Source organism: Acinetobacter sp. (assembly GCF_041911495.1).
In the GTDB taxonomy this organism is placed as follows: Bacteria; Pseudomonadota; Gammaproteobacteria; order Pseudomonadales; family Moraxellaceae; genus Acinetobacter.
In genome coordinates this window covers 21,197-43,523 of sequence record NZ_JAYROT010000036.1, presented here as the reverse complement: position 1 = coordinate 43,523, position 22,327 = coordinate 21,197, and the positions used below count along the sequence as shown (strand labels likewise).

18 protein-coding genes are annotated in these 22,327 nt (G+C 41.5%); 6 read left to right on the top strand and 12 right to left on the bottom strand.

All coding sequences use genetic code 11. The features are described from left to right. Positions 1–49: 49 nt before the first annotated feature. Positions 50–1,372: an ammonium transporter gene (locus ACE3PQ_RS04365; RefSeq protein WP_374295543.1), complete on the bottom strand. Its 1,323-nt coding sequence runs from the start codon at positions 1,370–1,372 to the stop codon at positions 50–52. A gap of 279 nt (positions 1,373–1,651) precedes the next feature. On the opposite strand from ACE3PQ_RS04365, the gene ACE3PQ_RS04360 reads away from it, so the two are divergent. Beyond that, positions 1,652–2,473 (top strand): SDR family NAD(P)-dependent oxidoreductase, encoded by an 822-nt coding sequence (locus ACE3PQ_RS04360; protein ID WP_374295541.1) that lies wholly within the window; start codon positions 1,652–1,654, stop codon positions 2,471–2,473. A gap of 104 nt (positions 2,474–2,577) precedes the next feature. Here the strand turns inward: ACE3PQ_RS04360 and ACE3PQ_RS04355 are convergent, their stop codons facing one another. Genes ACE3PQ_RS04355 through ACE3PQ_RS04345 form a run of 3 tightly spaced genes read right to left on the bottom strand, consistent with a single transcriptional unit; the run spans position 2,578 to position 5,489 of the window. Then, on the bottom strand, positions 2,578–4,023 hold the full coding sequence (locus ACE3PQ_RS04355) for an NAD(P)(+) transhydrogenase (Re/Si-specific) subunit beta (protein ID WP_374295539.1): 1,446 nt from the start codon (positions 4,021–4,023) through the stop codon (positions 2,578–2,580). Positions 4,024–4,026: 3 nt separating this feature from the next. Next, on the bottom strand, positions 4,027–4,350 hold the full coding sequence (locus ACE3PQ_RS04350; RefSeq protein WP_374295538.1) for a proton-translocating transhydrogenase family protein: 324 nt from the start codon (positions 4,348–4,350) through the stop codon (positions 4,027–4,029). Between the two features lie 11 nt (positions 4,351–4,361). Further along, positions 4,362–5,489 carry a Re/Si-specific NAD(P)(+) transhydrogenase subunit alpha gene (locus ACE3PQ_RS04345; protein WP_374295536.1) on the bottom strand — a complete coding sequence of 376 codons (1,128 nt, stop codon included), beginning with the start codon at positions 5,487–5,489 and terminating at the stop codon, positions 4,362–4,364. 632 nt (positions 5,490–6,121) lie between these two features. Between ACE3PQ_RS04345 and ACE3PQ_RS04340 the strand changes: the two genes are divergently transcribed. After that, a complete protein-coding gene (locus tag ACE3PQ_RS04340) occupies positions 6,122–7,018 on the top strand; it encodes an LD-carboxypeptidase (RefSeq protein ID WP_374295534.1) in 897 nt (298 codons plus the stop codon). 511 nt (positions 7,019–7,529) lie between these two features. After that, positions 7,530–8,399, top strand: a complete 870-nt coding sequence (locus ACE3PQ_RS04335) for a GGDEF domain-containing protein (RefSeq protein ID WP_374295533.1) — start codon at positions 7,530–7,532, stop codon at positions 8,397–8,399. Here ACE3PQ_RS04335 and dsbD read toward each other — a convergent pair. The 7 genes from dsbD to mdtD all read right to left on the bottom strand — a co-directional run bounded on the left by dsbD (position 8,347) and on the right by mdtD (position 16,384). Next, entirely contained in the window at positions 8,347–10,140 is a 1,794-nt protein-coding gene (gene dsbD / locus ACE3PQ_RS04330; RefSeq protein WP_374295532.1) for a protein-disulfide reductase DsbD, read from the bottom strand. The two genes, ACE3PQ_RS04335 and dsbD, sit on opposite strands and share 53 nt — an antisense overlap. 197 nt (positions 10,141–10,337) lie before the next feature. After that, positions 10,338–11,135 (bottom strand): transporter, encoded by a 798-nt coding sequence (locus tag ACE3PQ_RS04325; RefSeq protein ID WP_374295530.1) that lies wholly within the window; start codon positions 11,133–11,135, stop codon positions 10,338–10,340. Between the two features lie 17 nt (positions 11,136–11,152). Beyond that, positions 11,153–11,704 (bottom strand): ankyrin repeat domain-containing protein, encoded by a 552-nt coding sequence (locus ACE3PQ_RS04320; protein WP_241570451.1) that lies wholly within the window; start codon positions 11,702–11,704, stop codon positions 11,153–11,155. A 190-nt stretch (positions 11,705–11,894) separates the two neighbouring features. After that, positions 11,895–12,248 carry an HPF/RaiA family ribosome-associated protein gene (locus tag ACE3PQ_RS04315; protein ID WP_374295528.1) on the bottom strand — a complete coding sequence of 118 codons (354 nt, stop codon included), beginning with the start codon at positions 12,246–12,248 and terminating at the stop codon, positions 11,895–11,897. A 696-nt stretch (positions 12,249–12,944) separates the two neighbouring features. Beyond that, positions 12,945–14,015: a DNA polymerase IV gene (dinB, locus tag ACE3PQ_RS04310; RefSeq protein ID WP_374295526.1), complete on the bottom strand. Its 1,071-nt coding sequence runs from the start codon at positions 14,013–14,015 to the stop codon at positions 12,945–12,947. A 95-nt stretch (positions 14,016–14,110) separates the two neighbouring features. Next, positions 14,111–14,914 (bottom strand): GH25 family lysozyme, encoded by an 804-nt coding sequence (locus tag ACE3PQ_RS04305; protein WP_374295524.1) that lies wholly within the window; start codon positions 14,912–14,914, stop codon positions 14,111–14,113. Positions 14,915–14,938: 24 nt separating this feature from the next. After that, complete coding sequence (gene mdtD / locus ACE3PQ_RS04300) at positions 14,939–16,384, bottom strand: multidrug transporter subunit MdtD (protein WP_374295522.1); 1,446 nt, start codon at positions 16,382–16,384, stop codon at positions 14,939–14,941. Between the two features lie 315 nt (positions 16,385–16,699). Here mdtD and ACE3PQ_RS04295 point away from each other — a divergent pair, with 315 nt between their 5' ends. Together ACE3PQ_RS04295 and ACE3PQ_RS04290 are read left to right on the top strand one after the other, a co-directional pair. Beyond that, complete coding sequence (locus tag ACE3PQ_RS04295) at positions 16,700–18,445, top strand: choice-of-anchor I family protein (RefSeq protein ID WP_374295584.1); 1,746 nt, start codon at positions 16,700–16,702, stop codon at positions 18,443–18,445. A gap of 214 nt (positions 18,446–18,659) precedes the next feature. Then, the gene (locus ACE3PQ_RS04290; protein WP_374295520.1) at positions 18,660–19,634 is read left to right on the top strand and encodes a hypothetical protein; all 975 of its coding nucleotides are present in this window, start codon (positions 18,660–18,662) and stop codon (positions 19,632–19,634) included. Between the two features lie 72 nt (positions 19,635–19,706). Here the strand turns inward: ACE3PQ_RS04290 and ACE3PQ_RS04285 are convergent, their stop codons facing one another. Next, complete coding sequence (locus ACE3PQ_RS04285) at positions 19,707–20,387, bottom strand: TIGR00730 family Rossman fold protein (RefSeq protein WP_374295518.1); 681 nt, start codon at positions 20,385–20,387, stop codon at positions 19,707–19,709. 307 nt (positions 20,388–20,694) lie between these two features. Here ACE3PQ_RS04285 and ACE3PQ_RS04280 point away from each other — a divergent pair, with 307 nt between their 5' ends. Next, positions 20,695–22,275, top strand: coding sequence for a TerC family protein (locus ACE3PQ_RS04280; protein ID WP_374295515.1), 1,581 nt, complete (start codon positions 20,695–20,697; stop codon positions 22,273–22,275). Positions 22,276–22,327: the final 52 nt, after the last annotated feature.

Here is a 22,327-nt window from a genome sequence, read left to right as displayed (position 1 = left end):
ACACTTTTGTAATTGATCTGATTTACGCTTTTAAAAAAAGGCTCAACAATTAATGTCTCTTAGTGATTTCGTCTAAATCTGCAAGCACATCTTGTTGAAATTCTGGATAAGACAATTCCGCATGTTCGGTATAATCCAAACCACGTTGTTCATGCTGTTTCGATACACGCAGTCCACCAAGCACTTTATCCATGACCCAAAACATCACCAACGCAGTACCAAAGCCCCACACTGCAGCTGCACTAACACCGATTGCTTGCACACCAAGTTGAGAAAGGTTGAACATGTCTGTTTCGAGGAAGTAACCTGCCGCCAGAGTCCCCCAAATACCGCAACCTGTATGGACGGTGAAAGCATCAACAGCATCATCAATTTTTAACTTCTCAAGAAGCATCGGTAAAAATGTCACAACAACACCAGCAACCAAACCAGTGATGATTGAGAACAATGGCGACATCGTGGCACAGCCTGCAGTGATTGCAACCAAACCACCCAGTGAAGCGTTAATGGTCATGGTCAGCAAAATAGCTTTGCCACGGATTAGTGCCATCAACATATATGCCACCGCACTTGCGCATGCAGCAAGGTGTGTATTCAGTGCGATTTTACCGATGCTCACATCTGCTGCGACGGTTGATCCTGCGTTAAAGCCAAACCAAGATAGCCATAAAATAAATCCACCAAGCGCCACCAATGAAAGGTTATGTCCTGGAATATGATGCGGTTTGCCATCACGACCAAACCGCCCTAAGCGTGGTCCAAGAATGATCACCCCTGCCAATGCCACCCAACCACCGATCGAATGCACCACTGTTGAGCCTGCAAAGTCGATAAAACCCATCGACTTAAGCCAACCTGCACCTTCAAATAAGCTCCCCCACGCCCAACTACCAAAGATTGGATAAATCAATGCACTGACAAATATGGTGCAAACGATATAGCCGATGAAATGAATCCGCTCTGCCATTGCACCACTGGCAATGGTAGTTGCCGTTGCTGCAAACATCATTTGGAAAAACAACATCGTCCAGTGCCAACCATCCAAATTGTTTGGCGAAAAATGACTTAAACCAACCCAACCAGTTGGATTCACACCAAACATTAAACCGAAGCCGATGAGCCAAAAAACTAGACCACCCACACAGGCATCTATGTAGTTTTTCATTAAGACATTGACCGTGTTTTTACTGCGTACTGTGCCGCTTTCGATTAGCGCAAAACCTGCCTGCATAAAGAACACAAGCACACCGCACAGTACGACCCAGACACTATCGAGCATCAGTTTCAGTTCAGCATTAGAGATTTGCACTTCGTTTTCAGCATGTACTAGCACTGGAAAAAGTAATAAGATCAATGAGAGATACTTTTTCATTAAAAACCCTATATTAAAATAAATATGGAAAATGCAAATGCAAGCTTAATGCCAACTTTAGTAAAATTAGTTTGTAAAAATCATATGCTTGAATTTATTTTACATAAACTAATATTTTCATGCCTTTTATCACATTTTGATATTTATATTTTAATTTTATCATTAAACATTTCTTCACATATTTTATTAAATTTGACATGAATGATTGTCAGATTTGTTGCACTATATGCTCACTCAGGCAAAACAATAATATTCCTATTTTTTACAATGGAGTCGCTCTTGAAAATTCTCATCACAGGTGCAAATACAGGGATCGGTTATGCAACAGCTGAACGCCTCGTTCAACAAGATCAACATGTGATTCTCGCTTGTAGAAATGTTGATAAAGCCAAAGCCGCACAAGCCAAGCTACAAGCAACTAACAAAGGACAAGTTGACATTGTAACGCTTGACCTCAATAGCCTTGAATCGGTTCAGCAATCTGCAAATGAGATCGCTGAGCGGTATGGCGCACTGGATGTATTAATCAATAATGCCGGGTTGTTCGCCAAATCAAAACAACTTACCCAAGATGGTTTTGAGCAGATGTTCGGTGTCAACTATTTGGGGCATTTCCTATTCACTCATAAGCTACTACCCGTATTATCTAATGCACCCAAAGCTCGGATTATTCATCTTGCATCAATTGCACACTGGATGGGCAATATCAAACCAAAGACCTTTCACGGCGAAGGACTGTATAACCCTTTGTACTTCTACGGACAGTCGAAACTTGCCAATTTATTATTTAGCCATGAATTAGCTCGCCAGTTGGCGGGAAGCACGATTACCAACAATGCTCTACATCCCGGTGGCGTAGATTCTGATATTTATCGTGAGCTTCCAACTTTGGCACATAAAGCATTACAACTTGGTTTAGTACCAACATCTGTACCTGCCAAACTTATCGAAGACATGGCGATTAGCGTAGAGTGGGAAAATAAAAACGGCGAATATGTCAGTGCACATATGCCAAATTGGCAATCTCGTCATGCCAAAAATAAAGGCTTGGCTGAACGTCTGTATATGCAGTCGATGGAAATGGTTAGCCCATATCTTTAATCATGACATTGTCCATTAAGCCGATTTTACCGTGCCAATAAAAAAACCACCCGAAGGTGGTTTTTTAATACGCAATCAATAAAGATTTAATCTTTGGATTCGGCTTAGTGACCTGTACCATTGATTGCTTTAGTCATATCTTCAACAACTTTCTTCGCATCACCGAAGATCATCATGGTTTTTTCGTTATAGAACAAGTCATTGTCCAAACCTGCATAACCTGTCGCCATCGAACGCTTGATCACCATGATCGTACGTGCTCTATGTGCTTCAAGAATCGGCATACCGTAGATCGGTGAGCTTGGATCGTCTTTTGCAGATGGGTTTACAACGTCGTTCGCACCAATAACCAGCACCACATCAGTCGCAGGAAAATCAGAGTTGATCTCGTCCATTTCCAAGATGTCTTCATAAGCTACATCAGCTTCTGCAAGCAAGACGTTCATATGACCAGGCATACGACCTGCTACAGGGTGAATGGCAAAACGTACTTTTACACCTTGCTCTTTTAGAATTTCACACAATTCTTTCACAGCATTCTGTGCACGACCTTGCGCCATACCATAACCCGGTACGATCACCACGCTATCCGCATTTGACATCAAGAAGCCAGCGTCATCCGCTGAACCTGAACGATAGTTACGCTGAACTTGCTCGCCTTTGTCCGCAGAAGTCGCAGCCGCACCACCCATTGCACCACCAAAGAGTACATTGATGATTGAACGGTTCATTGCTTTACACATGATGTAAGACAGAATCGCACCTGATGAACCAACCAGTGAACCAGCAACGATCAACATATTGTTTTCTAATGTGAAACCAATACCTGCTGCTGCCCAACCAGAGAATGAGTTCAAGAGTGATACAACAACTGGCATATCACCGCCACCGACTGGTGCAATCCACACCCAACCGAAGACTAACGCCAATGCCGTCATTGCCCAGAATGCATTCATATTGCCTGTGCTAAAGAAGTAAAAACCGCATGCCAACATTGCAATAAAAATGATCGCTTGGACAGGTTTTACCCATGCACCTGAAATGGTTTTTGCCCACTTCTTCGCAGCCAATTTACCATAAGCAAAGACTGACGCTGTAAAGGTAATCGCACCAACAAAACAACCCACAAACAATTCAAACAAATGGACTTTGCTCATTGCATGGAAATTAATGTTGTTCGCCGTCAATGCGTCTGCACCGATTTCAAGCAACTTGTTGTTATGCAAGATCGCCGCAACAGCAATTAATACTGCAGCTAAACCAACCAATGAGTGCATCAATGCCACTGTTTCAGGCATTTGCGTCATTGGGACAGTACGTGCACGAGCAATACCAACGATACCACCAAGTACCATTGCACCAACGATCATCCAAACCACTGGATTTTCAGCAACGAAGAATGTGGTCAATACAGCGATCGCCATTGCGATCATCCCGTAGCGATTCCCTTGAATCGCAGTCTTAGGACCCGACAAACCACGCAAGGTTAAAATAAATAGGACGGCACCAATCAGGTAGAACCAATCCGCATACTCTCGAATAAATTCCATGGATTAGCCCTCTTTCTTCTTTTGCTTTGGTTTAAACATTTCTAGCATACGTGCAGTCACTGCGAAGCCACCAAAAATGTTAATACTTGCAAGGAATACTGCAACTGCACCTAAAATGCTAATTGCATTAATACTTTGGAATGCCACATTACCATCAACACCGATCGAAGGTAGACCCACAGTTTGGATCATTGCACCAACGATAATAATAGATGACAAGGCATTGGTGACCGCCATCAACGGTGTATGCAAAGCAGGCGTAACACCCCAAACGACGTAGTAACCTACGAAGATGGCAAGGACGAAAATTGTAATCGTTTCAACCATGAGAGCTCTCCTTAACCACGTTTGAGCAGCACTTCGCCGCCATGTGTAACCAATAATGCTTTTTGAATTTCATCTTCAAGATTGATCTTCACAGTCTTGTTTTCATCAAACAAAGTTTCAATGAAATTCAAAATATTACGTGCATACAGCGCAGATGCTTCCGTCGCAACAGTCGATGGAATATTTGGAATACCCAAAATTTTCACACCATTTTCGGTCATCACGGTTTCGCCAACCACTGAACCTTCGACGTTACCGCCAGTTTCTACCGCCATATCCAAAATCACTGAACCCGGTTTCATTTTGGCAACCGTTGCGCCATGAACCAAACGAGGCGCATTACGACCTGGTAATAATGCAGTGGTAATCACGATATCCGCATTCGCTACAGCCTTATCCACCACTGCTGCTTGATCTTTGATGTACTGCTCACCTGGTGTCCAACCATAACCGTTCTTAGCAGCTTCATCGGCACGAGCTTGTTCTTCTGGCGACATTGGCACGTCTAACCATTTTCCACCAAGCGATTCGACTTGCTCTTTTGCTGTTGGGCGCAAATCAGTCGCCTCAACCACAGCACCAAGACGTTTCGCAGTTGCAATCGCTTGTAAACCTGCAACACCTACACCCATGATCACCACGCGCGCAGGTTTAACTGTACCTGCCGCAGTCATCAACATTGGGAACATACGTTGGTATTCAGCCGCCGCAAGCAATACAGACTTATAACCTGACAAGTTGGCTTGAGAAGACAATACGTCCATGTTTTGCGCACGTGATAATGTACGTGGCAATAATTCAAGCGCAAACGCAGACACGTTTTGCGTTGCAAAACGATCAAGCTCTGGATTACGGTACGGGTCAAAAGATGCAACAACACTTGCGCCTGATTCGATTTGTGCAATCTCGTCACCTTGTGGTGCACGGATTTTCAAAATCAATTGGCTACCTTGATAAGCATTGTCGGTAATGGTTGCGCCTGCTTGTTCATAAGCACTGTCAACATAAGCAGCTTTTACACCTGCTCCACGTTGAACAACGACAGTATGACCTGCTGAAGTCAACTTTTTTACGGTTTCTGGCGTCGCTGCCACACGGTTTTCACTCGTGATGGTTTCGGTTGGGATTCCGATCTGCATGAGCGTTCCTCAAGCTAATTTTACTTAGTCAAAGTATCAACCATACTGGATAAGTACAGGATACTTCCCCCATATTCATAATTGGTTTGCGATTTTAATATGATTTAATTGTCAATTGCCACCCTTTATTTTGATAAAAAATACCATATATAAAAATTCAATAACAATTGGGCTGAATGGTTATTGATCATTAATCATCTAAATCATACTATTATAAATAGAGGTAAAATTCATATTTTTTATAAGTTTAGCGCAAAACAAAGAGGTAATTTTTTATCGCTGAGATCACCCAATAGAAATACGCACTTTGAACTACAAATATTCATCGACATACCTCATTGCACCCAATATATAACATTAATCTTTGTTTTTAATTAATATTTTTAATAAAAAATGTTTTCTAGGTCATCATAAACTTTGCAGTCATCATTTTAGCAAATTCGATAAAATTCTTGGGTTTTATATTTATATTTTTGATGTTTGCAAAATGTTGCACAGATTCAGCGCAAAATCCTAAAACTCATACTCAGCGAAAAGCTCACTTTCAAAAATGATGTAACACGGTAACTCGGGTGATCTCGTTTTCATCTATAAAGTATGGCACACTGCTGTCGTCTACTTTTGAGTAAAGCATGATGAAAATCAAAGTGATTGCACCAAGTGCATGTGTCGATCAAGATCAAATCCTTTTTGCACAGCAACAAATGCAAGACCTTGATGTAGACATTGAACTCTCAAATAATATTTTCGCTTCGCATCGTTATCTTGCAGGCTCGGTCGCAGAACGTATCGAAGATCTTAAAGATGCCTGTCTTGATCCTTCAGTTGATGCGATTTGGTGTGGACGTGGTGGCACAGGTTCAGCACAGCTTTTACCGCATCTTGACACTTGGCTACTGGATAAACCCTTGATTGGTTATTCAGACAGTACCGTGCTACTTAACTATATTGCCATACACGGCGGTCAAGCCTTACATGCACCTGTATTTCAAGAAATTGCCAGTAAAAACCTCAATGAAGTCATGCCAATTTCAAAAGATGCACAAGAGGTATTGGCTTTACTGCACCCGATGCTTGGGGAAATGCCTCAACAATATAATGTAAGTTCTTATAATGCTCTTGCTGAAAAAGCGACCGAAATCAACGGCGTGGTTCTCGGAGGCAATCTTGCGACCTTATGTAGTGTGCAGGGTACGCCGTGGGCACTGCAGTTAAAACAAGACAGTATTCTTTTGCTCGAAGATGTTGGTGAACCATTTTATCGGTTAGAGCGTCTATTTCTTCAGCTACTACAAAGTATTGATATAACAAAACTCAAAGCGATTGTGATGGGGGATTTTCATCAATGCCCTCAAAAGAATGTGCCACACGATTTAATGGATATTTTTGCAGAGCACTGTGATTCGCTTGTAATCCCACTTTTCCAAGCAGATTGGTTTGGTCATGGAGAAAGCAATCGACCGTTTTGGATTGGCGGACATTCGACCTTAAAAGGACAGCAACTTCAGATTTGTAAGCGCAGTAAATAATGGATATTTTCATACGCTTACAGAATACTATCCATTAAAATATTATCTAATAAAATAAATTAAGGTTGACGTTTTTTTAAACAGTCGGTAATATTAAAGAATGTAACTCGATAGTCATGTTTTACTAAGCGCCTCCTAATATTCATTATAAAATTTAAGCTATTTGCAGGAAGTATAACAAATGTTTGGCAGGTCATTATATCAAGGTACACTCACCTTGATGCGCTCCACACCGATCATCAATTGGAACCCTATCCAAAGATGTATGCTCATGCTGTGTTTAGCATGTGGTGTTCACTCGATCTGGTTATTTTGGAAAATATTTGTTATCGCTTCGCCAAGTCTACATCAATATGTCAATTTGCCTTTTTTGACAGTTAGCTTTTATGTTAATGTTTTTTATATTTGCACGTACTTTGGACTCGCAATGATCTGCTTGTCATTGGTGAGACAAAAAAACTTACATACGCTATTAATTTATATTTGCACAAGTACATTTGGACTATTTTTATTGTGGAATGCTTATATCGTTGGTGTCATGAGTCCTGCAACTGCCATTGTATTGATCAGTGTGATTGCACTTAAGTTGCTATTGTTTGAAGCGAAAGTCATCTATCCGATTTTATTTTTAGCAATTCTTATTATTATCACAATTGCCCATGCCACATTAAATGGGAAATTGTCTTACGCACCGATTTTTGATTTTCCAGGTATGCACAATTCGCCCTATACCAATCAGTTTTGGTGTTTAAGCATGCTCTTTATTGGCTTACCCGTTGTGATAATTTGTTTTGCAATGTTTAGTATCTTCTTGCACCAATGGCGTCATCGCGAAGCTTCATTTCGGTCACTAAGCCTCATTGATCCACTAACTAAGATCTACAACCGTAGAAATATCAATCAACAATTGATTGAGATTGCCCATAAGTTAGAGCAACAAAAGCAGCTCTGTTACGGTATTATTATCCTAGATTTAGACCATTTTAAGCGCATTAATGATGAATACGGGCATCTTATAGGTGATGAGGTACTTACTGAAGTTGCCGCCACACTACAATCCAATGTTCGCCAAACCGATATTCTCGGACGATATGGTGGGGAAGAATTTATCATCCTTGCGAAGGACGCTGACAAGCACATCATTATGCAACTTGCAAAACGTTGCCAACAATCCATTCAACAGCTCACTATTAGCACTGAACAACAAAGATATATCAATATCACTGCAAGTTTCGGAGTAACCGTAGTCTGCCACAATCAAAGTATGAGACAAGCAATCAAAGAAGCTGATGAGGCGATGTATCAAGCAAAACGACTTGGACGCAATCTTATTGTGCTATCTGATCAGACTGAAGGCGTTGTAGCAATTCGTGCTGGCTAAAACTTCCCGTTAACCGCTGTGGTCTTAATTCTTGGCCATTTGATGAAATAAATAAAACTGTGGGTGGTCCTAGCATCTGCCATTCATTCAAAATCACTTGATGGCTTGCATCAAATTCAGATAAGTCGAGTTTGATTTTTTGTACATTTTTTAATGATTGCTGAACATCTGGATTCGTCCAAATATTACGCTCAATTGGCTGACAGGCAATGCACCAGTCCGCATACAAATCAACGATGATTGGCTGACCAGTTGCTTTTGCATCTGCGAGTGCCTGCTCAAACTGTGTTTTATTTTTCACCACTTGCCAATTCATTTCAGCGGTGGTGTATAGACGATAGAGTGTCTGTGCTTGCCATACTCCAAAACCAAGCACCGCAATCAATGTCGCTATCAATAACCATCGGATTTTCGCTTTACTGCCCCAAATCAAGTCGAGCAAATAAGCACTCACCAAAAGAATCAAAATAAGCATCAATATATAGAACAGCTCGGCGCTTAATAATGGTCGTACAAAATATAGCGCCAAACCGAGCATGACCCACGCAAAAACATGTCGAATCCGATGCATCCATTGCCCAGGTTTTGGCATCGCTTTCTGACCAATCAGACTCAGAATGATCAATGGAATCCCCATTCCCACACCGAGGCTAAATAATAAAACAGCACCGATAATGAGGTTTTGTGATTGGGAAATATAGAGAAGCGTGCCTGCGAGCGGTGCCGTCATACATGGTCCAACCAACAATGCAGACAACACGCCCATCAAAGCTGCACCCAATAATGTGCCACCCTTTTGTCGCCCTTGTAATTGATCGAGTTGATTTGACCATTTTTGTGGAAGTTTGAGCTCAAATACACCAAACAGATTCAATGCAAAAATCACAAAAACAGATGCAAATGCAATTAAGACCACTGGCTGTTGTAGCCATCGTTGCAAGTTGCTTCCTGCGCTTGCAGCCAACACGCCAAGCAAGGCATAGACAGATGCCATCGCCAAAACAAAGACAAGACTAATCGCCCCTGCTCTTACACCGACATGCTCACGAATGAGCAAACTCGATAAAATCGGCAACATCGGTAAAGAACACGGTGTAAAAGCCAGCAAACAGCCCAATCCCAAGAAGATTAAAACACTCCAAAAGACATTCTGATCATGTAGTCGTGCTGTCCATTGCTCATCTTCTGCTACGGTCTGAGTATTCGCACTTTCATCATTGACTAGGTCACTTTTGGAAGCATCTTGGCTTGAGTCGTTTTGCGTTGTTGTACTCAGCAAGCCACCTTGATTCGATTGTTCAAACAATGACGGCTGTTGAGATGATGGCTTTTCTTGATCGAGTGATACCAAGCCCATTGCATCGGTTTGAAAACTGCTTTGACTGATCGGATAACACAAACCTGCTTCTGCACAGCCTTGAAATCGTACATGATAGGTCGCATTCGGTTCAGCTTGGATATTGAAAGACACCGCATCATGATAAACCTTGGTATCGCCATAATATTCATCATGTTTATCTTCGGCAGGTGGAAGGTCGAGCTTTACTTTTTCGCCTGGTTCATCTTTTTGCTTTTTTATATCGACAGCGAACTGATGTTGATAGAGGTAATATTTTGGAGAAATCGTCCATTGCAATTGGATTTCTGATTCACTGATTGAACGTACTTGCAATGGAAAAGCCTGCTCGGCAGGTAAGAACTTTTCTTCAGCAAAACTGTGCGTAGTCACAAAGAGTGACATACACGTGATCAGCAAAAATATAAAATTCCGAAGTACAGGCAAGGTCTTCATCCTTAAGTCAATTTCCAAAATCAGTTTCTAAAATCAGCCTTCAAAATCAACGCTAAAAAGCAAAAAAGAACATTGATATTCGACATCTTAATGTTCTTTTCACAGTTATTTCGGCATTTTTATTTCAAGCACTTAGAGCAAGCATCTTAAAATAAATAACCAAACCCTAATCCCGCAGTAAAGCGTGGATTTTGCTGATTGAAACTATAACCAATCATCGCATCAAGCTGAAAACGGTCATTAACCATCCACATCACACCAGTATTGATCATTGACTCATAATGTTGGCTTTCTTGTTTGCGATACACATATTCGGAAAAGCCTGATACATTTTCACTAAAATTGTAGCCTACACTTGGAATGGCAGACCAAGCAAGGTCACCATCTTGATAGTCATAAATCATGGTAATGCCTGTGCTGACATCATCGCTATAGTTGTAGCCAATCGCCGATGCAACAGTATAAATCTCTTCCTCAGCAGTGAATTCATCATCGCCATTGGCAAGATTTGCCTCAGCAAGCACAGCCCAAGTGAAGTTTTCATCATTGGTTTCGATGGCTTTTTTCACACCGATGATGACATCACCCGTACCATCAATTTCGGTATCATCTGCGCCATCTTTGTTACGTTGCCAGATTGGACCATCCCAACCCACACGAAACTCAACATCATCTGCCACGCCGATGCGGAATAAAGCATCACCTTGCAAAGTCAATTGGCTTTGATCGACACCATCAACACGTCGCTCATCATAGGTCGCTGTTGGTAAAGATTGCTCCCAAGCCACATGACCTTTTGGCACAATCGCTGTGCCAAGTCCCGCACCTGGGCGATCAAAAGAAAATGATTCTGCAAAAGCCATCTGAGATGTTGCAATGACCATTGATGCAATGATCCCAGTTTTTAAAAGCGACGTTTTTAAATTCACAGTATTCGAGCTCATATTAGACATTCGTTGTTTCACGCATTGATTCCCAATTCTTTTGTCATTTTAGCACCATTTTCACGCAATAAGTTCAGCGTTTGCTTTTCCTCAGGCAGAGCTTCACTCCAATCAATCTCATCAAAATCACAATCAAACCACAACTCACTGACTGAGCTTAGAATCGTCAAGTCTTGATCATCTCGAGTGTTTGGATCGACTTTTTGTGCCAATAACTTTTCCACGAATGGTACACATGCCGCACTGGTCGCATCCCAAAGTGGTCCATAAAATTCTTCACTATCCCAAAGGTGCAAATTGGCTTTGGCTTCGATCAAACGATCTAAAATATCGAGATAAACTTGTAGACTTTCAGATTTTTGTTGATCGCTCAGTGGCTGATTATCCTCATATGCCTGACAGATATTTTCCCACCATTTAAACAAGCCATCACACAAAATCGAAATCGGCGGTCCTTTTTCAGGTTCGATAAAATTCGGGTCGAGATCGTGCGCAAGTATACGTTCCACCTGTGCAAGGTCGAGCTGTTCAATCGCCTCGATAAGTTGTCGTTGCTCTGCGTTCAACATTGCCTGCTCCCTTGTGATTATTTGGTGATAGCTTGCGGATTGCCTGACTTACAAAAAGTTCAAGCATATTGATATAAATCATTTACGCATAAAAAAACACTTTCCATCATATCGGAAAGTGTTTTAATCAGATAGAAAAATTGCGATTAATTACAATTTGTTCGAGCTGTTGATCAGTTAAAATTCTGACTTAAGCTTCAGTCGTTTCAGACCAATCAGGACGTGTGCCACGACCGTGATCTGTTTTTGCGAACGAATGTTCTATCGTACGTTTGAGCTTATCAATCGCACCATGAATCGCAAGGTCAATATTATCTGCTTTGTGTGTTACGGCAACGGGCTTAAATCCAGCAGGGCGTGCTTCGATCATACAACGCTTATCGAGTTCGCCACCACGGTCACCATTAACATCGCTCAGGTGTACCTCGAAGTGGGTGATTTTTTCACTATATCTTTGAAATTGTTGTTTTAATTCGTCTTTCACATAGTCGATTAGTCGATCACTACCATGGATATTTTTATCAGTACGGATTTCAATATTCATAAATATCTTCCCTCTCTCGTTGACGGTTGACGATACTGAAATTTCAGCTTGCGCCAAAGATGCACAGTTGTATGTCAGTAATATGTAAATGTCGATCTAACGTAAATTTCTCTCGATCTATTTATAAAAATTACTGCCTCTCTTTTAGTTATACTCCTCCCAAAAAGCTTGTCAACGACTAAATATGCAAACGCATATCAACAGTTCGTCTTCGTCGAAAAAAATCTGCAACAAAATATTTTTAAGTCAGTTGCTATCATTCATTACATTGACATATTTGCTTGTTAGCTTGATTAGAAAACCTGTTTAGTTTGCTTTGTATCCTCTATTCATAACCAACCGACTAATAAAAAAGATCAGTGTCTTAATTGAAATAAAGATCAGCGTCATTACCCAATGTAGCACTTGCGTAGTTCGGGTGTAGTACTGTGACTGATTTTGGTTTAAATGATTGTGCGTTGAATGGTTTTCCATACTAAGTACTTTGGCTGGTTTCGTACCAAAAAGTCTGTACACCGGCATTTGAAGGACATTTTCTAAGGCGAATATTGGCTCGTCTTGACTTCTTATCCTGAAGCGTTCAAGAAAGATTATGTAGTCTATTACACCGCAATTATCTATCTTTCATATTGAATGTATTGCACTATTTTTACAACGCTGTGATCAGAATTTAACAGCATATTTTCATTGACCAGTTTAAATCAACGACAACTGCACTTGCTCTGTAGCATCTTCTAAAGCAAATACTCCAACCCCAATCAAGCGAAATTGCAAATCACTATCGATGTTGAACTCTTGCAACAACTGCGATACAGCAAGCTTAAACTCCTCAGCATTATGCAAAGACTGTGCAAATGAGCGACTGTGTTGCAAGGTTTTAAAGTCAGCAGTTTTCAGCTTAATTTGAACACCTCGTGCGTACATTTTTTTCTGTTGAAGCTGTTGCCAGACACGCTCAATTAAAGGTTGCCACTTTTCAGTAATTTCATTTAAAAAATAGTCTTTTCCAAAGGTAATTTCTTTAGAAATTTGTTGACGTTCTCGTTGATGTTGTACTTTACGGTGATCTATGCCTTGCGCATAAAGGAACAACTGCCGTCCAAATTTACCAAAATGATGAATCAATTCTGCTTCTTCAACCACTTGAATATCGGCAATGGTATGCCACGACAAGGCGTGCATTTTTTGTAAAGTGACTTTACCTACACCGGGAAGTTTTTCTAGGGCGAGTTGTTGGATGAATTGCTGGACCTGATGTGGCTTGACCACGCACAGCCCATTCGGCTTATTCCAGTCTGATGCGATTTTTGCCAAGAATTTATTTGGTGCAACGCCTGCTGATGCGGTCAGCCCTGTTTCCCGAAAAATATCTGCTCGAATATGTTCCGCCACTTCTGTCGCCGAAGCGAGCTGTTTAAAATTTTGCGTCACATCAAGGTAAGCTTCATCTAGCGACAATGGCTCGATTAGATCGGTATATTGCCTAAAAATTTGATGTAACTGCTGTGATACTGCTTTGTATTTGGAAAAGTCAGGTTCGATGCAAATTACTTGCGGGCATTTCTTTTTTGCCAGTGCCACTGACATCGCCGAACGCAAGCCGAACTTTCGAGCTTCATAGGTCGCTGTGGTCACCACCGAACGTGGATGATCATGCGCCACGATCATCGGTAACCCACGTAAATCTGGGCGATCACGCAATTCCACCGAGGCATAGAACGCATCCATGTCGATATGAATAATTTTGCGTAGAGGCGGTTGTGACATTACGTGACAGCACCGAAAAATGATCTGACCGCTTTAGTCTAACGCTTTCTTTTCGTAAATGCTCAAGCCGACTCAACAACAGAACAATTTAAAAGTTATTGCTTCGGGACATGTGGCTCAACCGTATTGTTTGATTGTAGAAACACATCAAAATCCATCGTCGTACCACGAAATACATTTAGATCGACTTCTTTTTCAATACCTGAGATTTTGCCTTTTTGTGAATATTGCCAAAACAACCACGGACGCTGATCAAAGCGTGGCGGTGGCTCTTTTAAATCCTGTATCCACAATACATGATCATCAAATTTGCCTTTGATATAACTTTGATAATAGTTCGGTGTGGTATAGAAAATCGGCTTTTTGCCATAATGACTTTCAAGCGTTTTTGCCATCGTGGCAATTTCGGTTTGCAACTGTTCTGCAGTCACATCAGGACAATTCCATTGAAACTCTAAATCCATTACAGGAGGCAAACTGTCCGTTTGTTTTGGTACAGCGTCGATATAATTTTGAGCTTGTTCCAATCCAGTTTTGCAATTGCGAAAGAAATGATACGCACCGACTTTTAAACCTGAATCTTTGGCATTTTTCCAATTTTCGGTGAAACGTGGATCTTTAAAATCGCCACCTTCTGTGGCTTTGATAAAGACAAATTGATACTTTTTATCAATTTTCTTCCAATCAATCTCGCCCTGATGATGCGACACGTCGAAACCATGTATCGTATATTCTTCAAACTTTTGCGGATTTTCAAAGTAGTGAAACAACAAGCCACCACTCGCAGTCAGCATCAATAATACAATAATCATGATCAGCGTCCTCCGTTTGCTTTTATTTTTCAGCCATTGACGCAACTTGAGCCCAATGGTCTTTGGTTTTGTTGTGCGCTTTGCCATCGAATGATTTACCCCGAGAATGATTTACTCCGATGCAGTAGCGTGTTGTTTTTGTAGGCGGAACTGACGCAGTTGTCGAAACACCAAACTCGCCAAGATCGTGATCGCACCCAAGATGATAAAAGTCTGCTGAAATGACCACAAGGTGGATTGCCCTACGCCGATTTTTTCAAACAAATGTAAAAGCACGCCAACCAACGCCACACCCATACTCATACACACATTGATCACCATAGACAATAAGCTATTGCCATTCGCCGATTGCTCTTTACTCAAGTCTTTTAAGGTTAAAGTATTCATCGCTGTGAACTGCATCGAATTCACACAGCCAAAAGCAAATAGATGCAACCATTGCGTATAAATATTTGGATGCGCATCCAACACTGCAAAACTCATAATGCCTAGCCCGACCAAAATGGTATTCACCACCAATACCCGATAATAGCCAAAACGCTGAATCATCTTTGTGGCAAAATTTTTAATCAGGATCGAACCAAAGACCAAAGGCACCAGCATCAAACCTGCATGAAGTGGACTAAAACCCATCGCCAACTGCAACATCAACGGTAAGATAAATGGCATACTGGCACTGCCGAGTCGAGTAAAAATATTCCCCAAAATACCAATCCGAAAGCGAATGTCGGTGAATAAGTCAGGACGAAAAATCGCACGTAGATCACGCCGTGCATGCCACGTGTAGATCAAACCTGCAAACACACCTAAAGCTAAAATCGCAAGAACAGTGACGATCGACCAACCGCCTTGTGACAATCGCTCCAAGCCGAAAGTGAGCGCCACCATCATCACGATCAAATAGACAAAGCCGAGATAATCAAAGCGTGGCAAATTATCCAGTTTGACATTCGGCATATGCGTACACGTCAGGATAAAACCCAAAATACCGATCGGCAGATTGATCAAAAATATCCAATGCCACGTGGCATATTCCACCATAAAACCGCCAAGTGTTGGACCAATCAAAGGACCAACTAAACCTGGAATAGAAATAAAACTCATCGCAGCAAGGAATTGATTTCTCGGTAATATTCTGAGCAAAGCAAGACGACCAACAGGCAATAAAAATGCCCCACCAATGCCCTGAAAAATACGCCCGATAATCAACTGCGTATAGTTTTGAGAAATAGCACAGCCTAGCGATGCAATGGTAAAAATGGTAATCGCAGCCAAATAGACATTACGAATGCCAAAACGATCTGTCAACCAACCACTGACTGGAATAAATACCGCCACCATCAACACATAAGCGATCACCACATTGTGCATCTGCAAAGGATCAACATGCAGACTATAGGCAATACTTGGCAGTGCCGTATTGACAATGGTTGCATCCAACGCCTGCATAAAAAAGCCAAGTGCAGCCAACCACAAAATCACTCGATATTCAGGAGCAACTTTGCTTTTATGGGCTAATGTTCTAGCAGATTGTTTTGCTGATGAATTGGATGACATTGAATCACTAACTGATATTAAAAATTGACTATTGAAATTTGAAGCATAAGAAACACAGTTTACCTTGCTCATTTCAGAACCGCTACGGTTCAAATTGCTGTGTTGAAAATTACAGCTTTAAAACATCAATCATATGTAGGCTTTATGATTATTTAAGAACTAATCGTCATTGTCATACGTTCGTCATCAAAAAGTCATGTAAATGACACAGCGCATTTTTAGCATAGATTGATTTTATTTTAACTATGCAATTAATGGGGAATATTAATGTCGTTGAATACCAATTTATTGAACAAAAAAGTGCTCTGCTTAGCGATGAGCTTAAGCGTATCAATGCTGTTTACCGCATGTAATGATGACGATAACGCATCAGGGCAACCCGAAGAACAAACCGAAATAACACCTGAACGTATTGAACTGAGCCTATTAGGTCGTTATGCATCAGGTGTGTTTGCAGAAAGTTCGGCAGAGATCACTGCATTTGATCCTGAGTCAAAACGCATCTTTACGGTGAATGCCAAGAAAGGTTTGGTCGATGTACTTGATGGTAGCGATATGGCGAATTTAACCCATATTGGCGAACTCTCCGCACGTGCTGTTTTGGCTGATTCTGAAGTGAACAGTGTTGCGGTACATAACGGTATCGTTGCACTTGCAGTACAAGCGCCGACCAAAACGGATACAGGCTTAGTGGCGTTCTATAAAGCGTCAGATTTAAGCTTCATTAGTTCAATACCAGTTGGTGCATTACCTGACATGCTCACCTTTAGTCCTGATGGAAAAAGCGTTTTAGTTGCAAATGAAGGCGAACCAAATGACGGTTACACGATTGATCCTGAAGGCTCGATTAGCATTATTGATGTCACTGACATTAGTAAACCAACCGTTCGCACAGCAGACTTTAAATCTTTCAATGATAAAAAAATGCAACTGACTGAAACTGGTGTGCGTATCTATGGACCGAATGCAAGCGTTGCACAAGACTTAGAACCTGAATACATCACCATCTCAAGTGATAGCAAAACTGCATGGGTGACTTTGCAAGAGAACAATGCACTTGCCAAAGTCGATCTTGCCACAGCAACGGTCACGGACGTATTACCTTTAGGCTTTAAAGATCATGGTGTTGCAGGTCAAGGGATTGATGCAAGTGATGATGGCGTAGTCAATATCCAAACTTGGGCAGGTGTATATGGCGTATATATGCCTGATGCGATCACCAGCTATGACGTGGACGGCTTAACTTATCTTGTTACCGCTAATGAAGGCGATGCACGTGAATGGATAAGTGACGAAGATGCTTATTACAATGGTGACACGAGCAAAGGCTTTATGGACGAGCTACGTATGAAGCATCTTGTACACAAAGAAGGTTTTGCAAAACGAATTGGCAATGATATGCCTGCACAGCTCAACGCCCTAGCCAAAGGCGCAAAACTCGACAGTTCTGTATTTGGCTATTGCGGTAGTGACTGCCGTGAAGACGAACAACTCGGTCGTTTAAATATCATCTGGAACATGGGCTATTTGAAAAATACTGATGGATCGCCAATCCTTGATGAGAATGGCTATATGACCTACAACAAACTATATAGCTTCGGCGGTCGCTCATTCAGTATTTGGGATGAACATGGCGTACAAGTTTGGGACTCTAAAGATCAAATCGAACAAACCATTGCCAAAGAACTTCCTGCATTATTTAACTCTGATCACGAAAGCATTGCACTCGATGATCGTAGTGACAATAAAGGTCCTGAACCTGAAGGCTTAACCGTTGGTAAGATCGGTGAAAAGACTTTTGTATTTGTTGGCTTGGAGCGTGTTGGCGGTGTCATGGTCTATGACATTAGTAACCCGAAATCGCCTGAATTCATCCAATACATCAATACACGCAAAGTTGATGCAACGGAAGAGCAACATGAGAATGGCGAAGCAGGCGACCTAGGTCCTGAAGGCCTAACTTTTGTATCAGGTAAAAAATCACCGACAGGTATGCCATTGTTGATCGTCGGTAATGAAGTGAGTGGCACCACAGCGGTTTACCAAATTACATTGAAATAATTTTGCTAAAAATCAATTTTATTTCAGATACTTAACCTACTAAAAATAGATAGCAACCTGCGGGTTGCTATTTTTTTGCATAAAAACAAAATATTTAGATGCTATTGTCATTAAACTTTCATAAAATAGACACATTTTTGCAACGTCACACTTCCAACCAAAGTTGTTTTGCACTTTTTTATGCTACAACAGTTACCCCACAAGGGAATGTACCATGTCAATTGAATTATTGATGATTGTTGGATTTTGCTTAGCGGCATATTCCATCGTCGGTAATGATGTTCCGCAAACCTTAGGGACGTTTATTTCATCAAATTCGCATCGCCCGTGGTGGGTGCTGTGGTTATTCGCCAGTACTATTTTAGCAATTGTTTTGCTTTATGGTTGGTGGGCTTCAGGTATTGGGGATGCTGCCTATGGTCGTTTAGAAACCATTCCCTATCCCGAAGGCGGCATATCATGGCTATATATTGTGCCGCCGATTCTACTGATCATTCTGACCAAATATGGCATTCCTGTCAGTACCACTTTTCTTGTTCTCACCATCTTTTCACCAAGTAGTTTAAGTAGCATGCTCACCAAGTCGGTGATGGGCTACGCTGTCGCATTTGTAGTAGCGATCTTGGTGTATCGCTTTGTGATCCGTAAAGTCACCGTCTATTTCTCCGAAACAAAGCACGAATCCCCAACTCGCTTTTGGATCGTGTTGCAATGGGGAGCAACTGCCTTCTTATGGAGTCAATGGCTGATTCAGGATTTGGCAAACATCTTTGTTTATGTACCTCGCCAAGTCCCGTTTGAATTTATGCTGTTTGCGGTGGCAACTTTTGTGGTGTTGATGGGCGTGATTTTCTATCAACGTGGCGGTGCGATTCAAAATATTATCAATACCAAAACTGGCGTAGAAGATATTCGAGCGGCCACCATTATCGACTTTATTTATGCCTTGATTCTGCTTGTATTTAAGGAATGGAGTAATATTCCAATGAGTACCACTTGGGTATTCTTAGGTTTACTTGCGGGGCGTGAGTTTGCCATTTCGATGCATATGGTCACCGTCGATAGTCGCTATACCGCACGGAATATCAGTAAAGATGCCATGAAACTTTTACTCGGTTTAGCTGTCAGCATTCTCTTGGCGACAGGCTTACCGTGGTTATATCAACATATTAATAATTGGATTGGCTAAGTCTAATTTCAGCCCATTCAACACACAAAGTGCCATCTTATCTGATGGCATTTTTATATCAAAAGTTTAGATTTAAATTGCAAATTGACTTTGGCAATTTAAATTTTCAAGCACTTCGATAATTTGTTGAATATCATTACACACCAAGACTTTGGCACGATGATGTAAAGGTAAAAAACCTTCTTCTACCGCATGATCAAGCTGTGCAATGAGGGTGTCGTAATAACCATTCACATTAAAAATCATCATTGGTTTTTGATGCTGATTGAGCTGTCCCCAAGTTGCGACTTCTAAGATTTCTTCAAAAGTTCCTAAACCACCTGGCAAGGCAACAAAGGCGCTTGCACGTTCTGCCATCATGGCTTTACGGGTGTGCATAGTATCGACCACATGAAGCTCAGTGAGTTTTTCATTGGCAATTTCATAATCCAACATAAACTCAGGAATCACCCCGACCACTTCACCGCCATATTCAAGGACGGTGTCGGCAATTTGTCCCATCAGACCAATACTTGCACCCCCATAGACTGCACCAAAGCCATTTTCAGCAAGTTCTTTGGCAAGTGCAATTGCGGACTGTTGGTAGATTGGTTTATTGCCTGCACGTGAGCCGCAGTACAGTGCAATCAAGGTTTGTGTAGCAATCTTTTCAGCTTGTTTAACTTGGTTCTTTGATTCTGTAGCTGTTGAATCTGTCGCAAATGATTCTGTAGTTGTGGCTTCACTATTCTGTTGGTGTTGTTCTCGCACCATATTATTTATTCTCCATCTCCTATTTCTTTTTCAGTATACGCATGTCAGGGTTTAGCTTGTATAGACTTTATGAAAATTTTATGAAACTCGCCGATTTTGTGCATTCTTAACACAATATTTCACAACAATTTTTAATGAAATCATAAGCAGACTTGCATATACTGAACACATCTTTAACCACTTCAAAAATTTATATGAGTAGTCGATGTTGTCACTTTTACTGTGATAATTTTATGTTGATCAATAATAATTTTTTAAACCAATGGGATATTGTCGTGTGCACTCCGCTTTTTAAGGAGGCAAGCGCATGATTTTTGAATGGATGTCCGATCCGTCAGCTTGGGTCGGCTTAGCAACGCTGATCGTTCTTGAAATTGTTTTAGGTATCGACAACCTCGTCTTTATCGCTATTCTTGCGGAAAAACTTCCGCCTGAACAGCGCAATAAAGCCCGTATCATCGGCTTAACCCTAGCCTTAGGGATGCGCATTATCTTGCTGTTCTCGATTTCATGGGTCATGACCTTGACCGATGATTTGTTTACGATCTTTGGTTATGGCTTCTCAGGGCGAGATTTAATTCTGATTTTTGGTGGAATTTTCTTACTATTCAAAGCCACAACCGAGATCCACGAGCGTATCGCTGGCAAAGTCGAAGCCAAAGAAGAGCAAGTAGTTTATGCTGCTTTTTGGATGGTCATTGCACAAATTGTCGTGTTAGATGCTGTCTTCTCACTAGATAGCGTCATTACTGCTGTGGGCATGGTGCCACACTTATCTGTCATGGTGATTGCGGTCATCATCGCCATGACCGTGATGTTGCTTGCATCCAAAGCATTGATGAACTTCGTCAATAAGCATCCAACCGTCGTGATTCTGTGTTTGGCATTCTTATTCATGATTGGTTTCTCGCTCGTGATCGAAGGCTTTGGCTTCCACATTCCAAAAGGTTACTTGTACGCTGCGATAGGCTTCTCGGTATTGATCGAAGCCATCAACCAAGCGACCAAACGTAACCGTGAGAAAATGATCACCACCACCGATTTGCGTTCTCGCACGGCTTCGGCTGTACTCCGCTTATTGGGTGGACGACATGTTGAACATCATGATGGTGAGCATCTCTCTGAAACTGCAGATATTTTGGCAACCCATTCTTCAGTCAATGACGTGTTCTCAAATGAAGAAAAAGGCATGATTCATGGTGTATTGACGCTTGCAGAACGCCCTGTCAAATCCATCATGACACCACGTCCTGATCTTGAGTGGCTTGATCTAAATGATCCTGATCTCAAAGAGCAATTGCTTGCTATTGGACACTCACGGATTCTCATCGCTCAGGACAACTTGGACAATTTGGCTGGTGTTGCTCTGACCCACAAAGTGATGAATGATTTGCTTGAAACAGGCGAGATTCGTATCGAAGAAAATCTGCGTCAGCCTTTGGTAGTGCATGAAAACCTCAAAGTTTTGACCCTGATGGAACAGTTGCGTAATGCGCCAATGCAAATCGCCATTGTCCTCAATGAATACGGCTCAATCGAAGGAATTGCTACACCGATCGACATCTTAGAAGCGATCGCAGGTGAGTTCCCTGATGATGAGGACGACATCCTCCCTGATGCCGAAGTGCTCGAAGAAGGTGTATGGATGCTCGACGGTTCAAGCGATATTCGTCATGTGTCGATCTTGATTGATAAAGATCTCGTCGATGATAATGAAGAGTACTCTACGCTTTCAGGTTATTTACTGTGGCATTTTGGACGTGTGCCAAGCGATGGCGAAAGTATCGAAGCAGATGGTTTCCGTTTTGATATTTTGACCATGGATGGACATAAGATTGATCGAGTGCGGATCAACAAGATTGACCCATATCAGTCCACTTCAGATTAACTCTAAGCAATTCATCTACATATAAAAAAACTGCCCTCGTGGCAGTTTTTTT

Bases quoted from the DNA above. Each gene is read 5' to 3' on its own strand.
- ACE3PQ_RS04320 (WP_241570451.1), bottom strand. From the start codon at position 11,704: ATGTTGAACGCAGAGCAACGACAACTTATCGAGGCGATTGAACAGCTC.
- ACE3PQ_RS04340 (WP_374295534.1), top strand. From the start codon at position 6,122: ATGATGAAAATCAAAGTGATTGCACCAAGTGCATGTGTCGATCAAGAT.
- ACE3PQ_RS04355 (WP_374295539.1), bottom strand. From the start codon at position 4,023: ATGGAATTTATTCGAGAGTATGCGGATTGGTTCTACCTGATTGGTGCC.
- dsbD (WP_374295532.1), bottom strand. From the start codon at position 10,140: ATGTCACTCTTTGTGACTACGCACAGTTTTGCTGAAGAAAAGTTCTTA.
- ACE3PQ_RS04350 (WP_374295538.1), bottom strand. From the start codon at position 4,350: ATGGTTGAAACGATTACAATTTTCGTCCTTGCCATCTTCGTAGGTTAC.
- ACE3PQ_RS04305 (WP_374295524.1), bottom strand. From the start codon at position 14,914: ATGGCAAAGCGCACAACAAAACCAAAGACCATTGGGCTCAAGTTGCGT.
- ACE3PQ_RS04295 (WP_374295584.1), top strand. From the start codon at position 16,700: ATGAGCTTAAGCGTATCAATGCTGTTTACCGCATGTAATGATGACGAT.
- ACE3PQ_RS04325 (WP_374295530.1), bottom strand. From the start codon at position 11,135: ATGAGCTCGAATACTGTGAATTTAAAAACGTCGCTTTTAAAAACTGGG.
- ACE3PQ_RS04290 (WP_374295520.1), top strand. From the start codon at position 18,660: ATGTCAATTGAATTATTGATGATTGTTGGATTTTGCTTAGCGGCATAT.
- dinB (WP_374295526.1), bottom strand. From the start codon at position 14,015: ATGTCACAACCGCCTCTACGCAAAATTATTCATATCGACATGGATGCG.
- mdtD (WP_374295522.1), bottom strand. From the start codon at position 16,384: ATGTCATCCAATTCATCAGCAAAACAATCTGCTAGAACATTAGCCCAT.
- ACE3PQ_RS04365 (WP_374295543.1), bottom strand. From the start codon at position 1,372: ATGAAAAAGTATCTCTCATTGATCTTATTACTTTTTCCAGTGCTAGTA.
- ACE3PQ_RS04315 (WP_374295528.1), bottom strand. From the start codon at position 12,248: ATGAATATTGAAATCCGTACTGATAAAAATATCCATGGTAGTGATCGA.
- ACE3PQ_RS04280 (WP_374295515.1), top strand. From the start codon at position 20,695: ATGATTTTTGAATGGATGTCCGATCCGTCAGCTTGGGTCGGCTTAGCA.
- ACE3PQ_RS04285 (WP_374295518.1), bottom strand. From the start codon at position 20,387: ATGGTGCGAGAACAACACCAACAGAATAGTGAAGCCACAACTACAGAA.
- ACE3PQ_RS04345 (WP_374295536.1), bottom strand. From the start codon at position 5,489: ATGCAGATCGGAATCCCAACCGAAACCATCACGAGTGAAAACCGTGTG.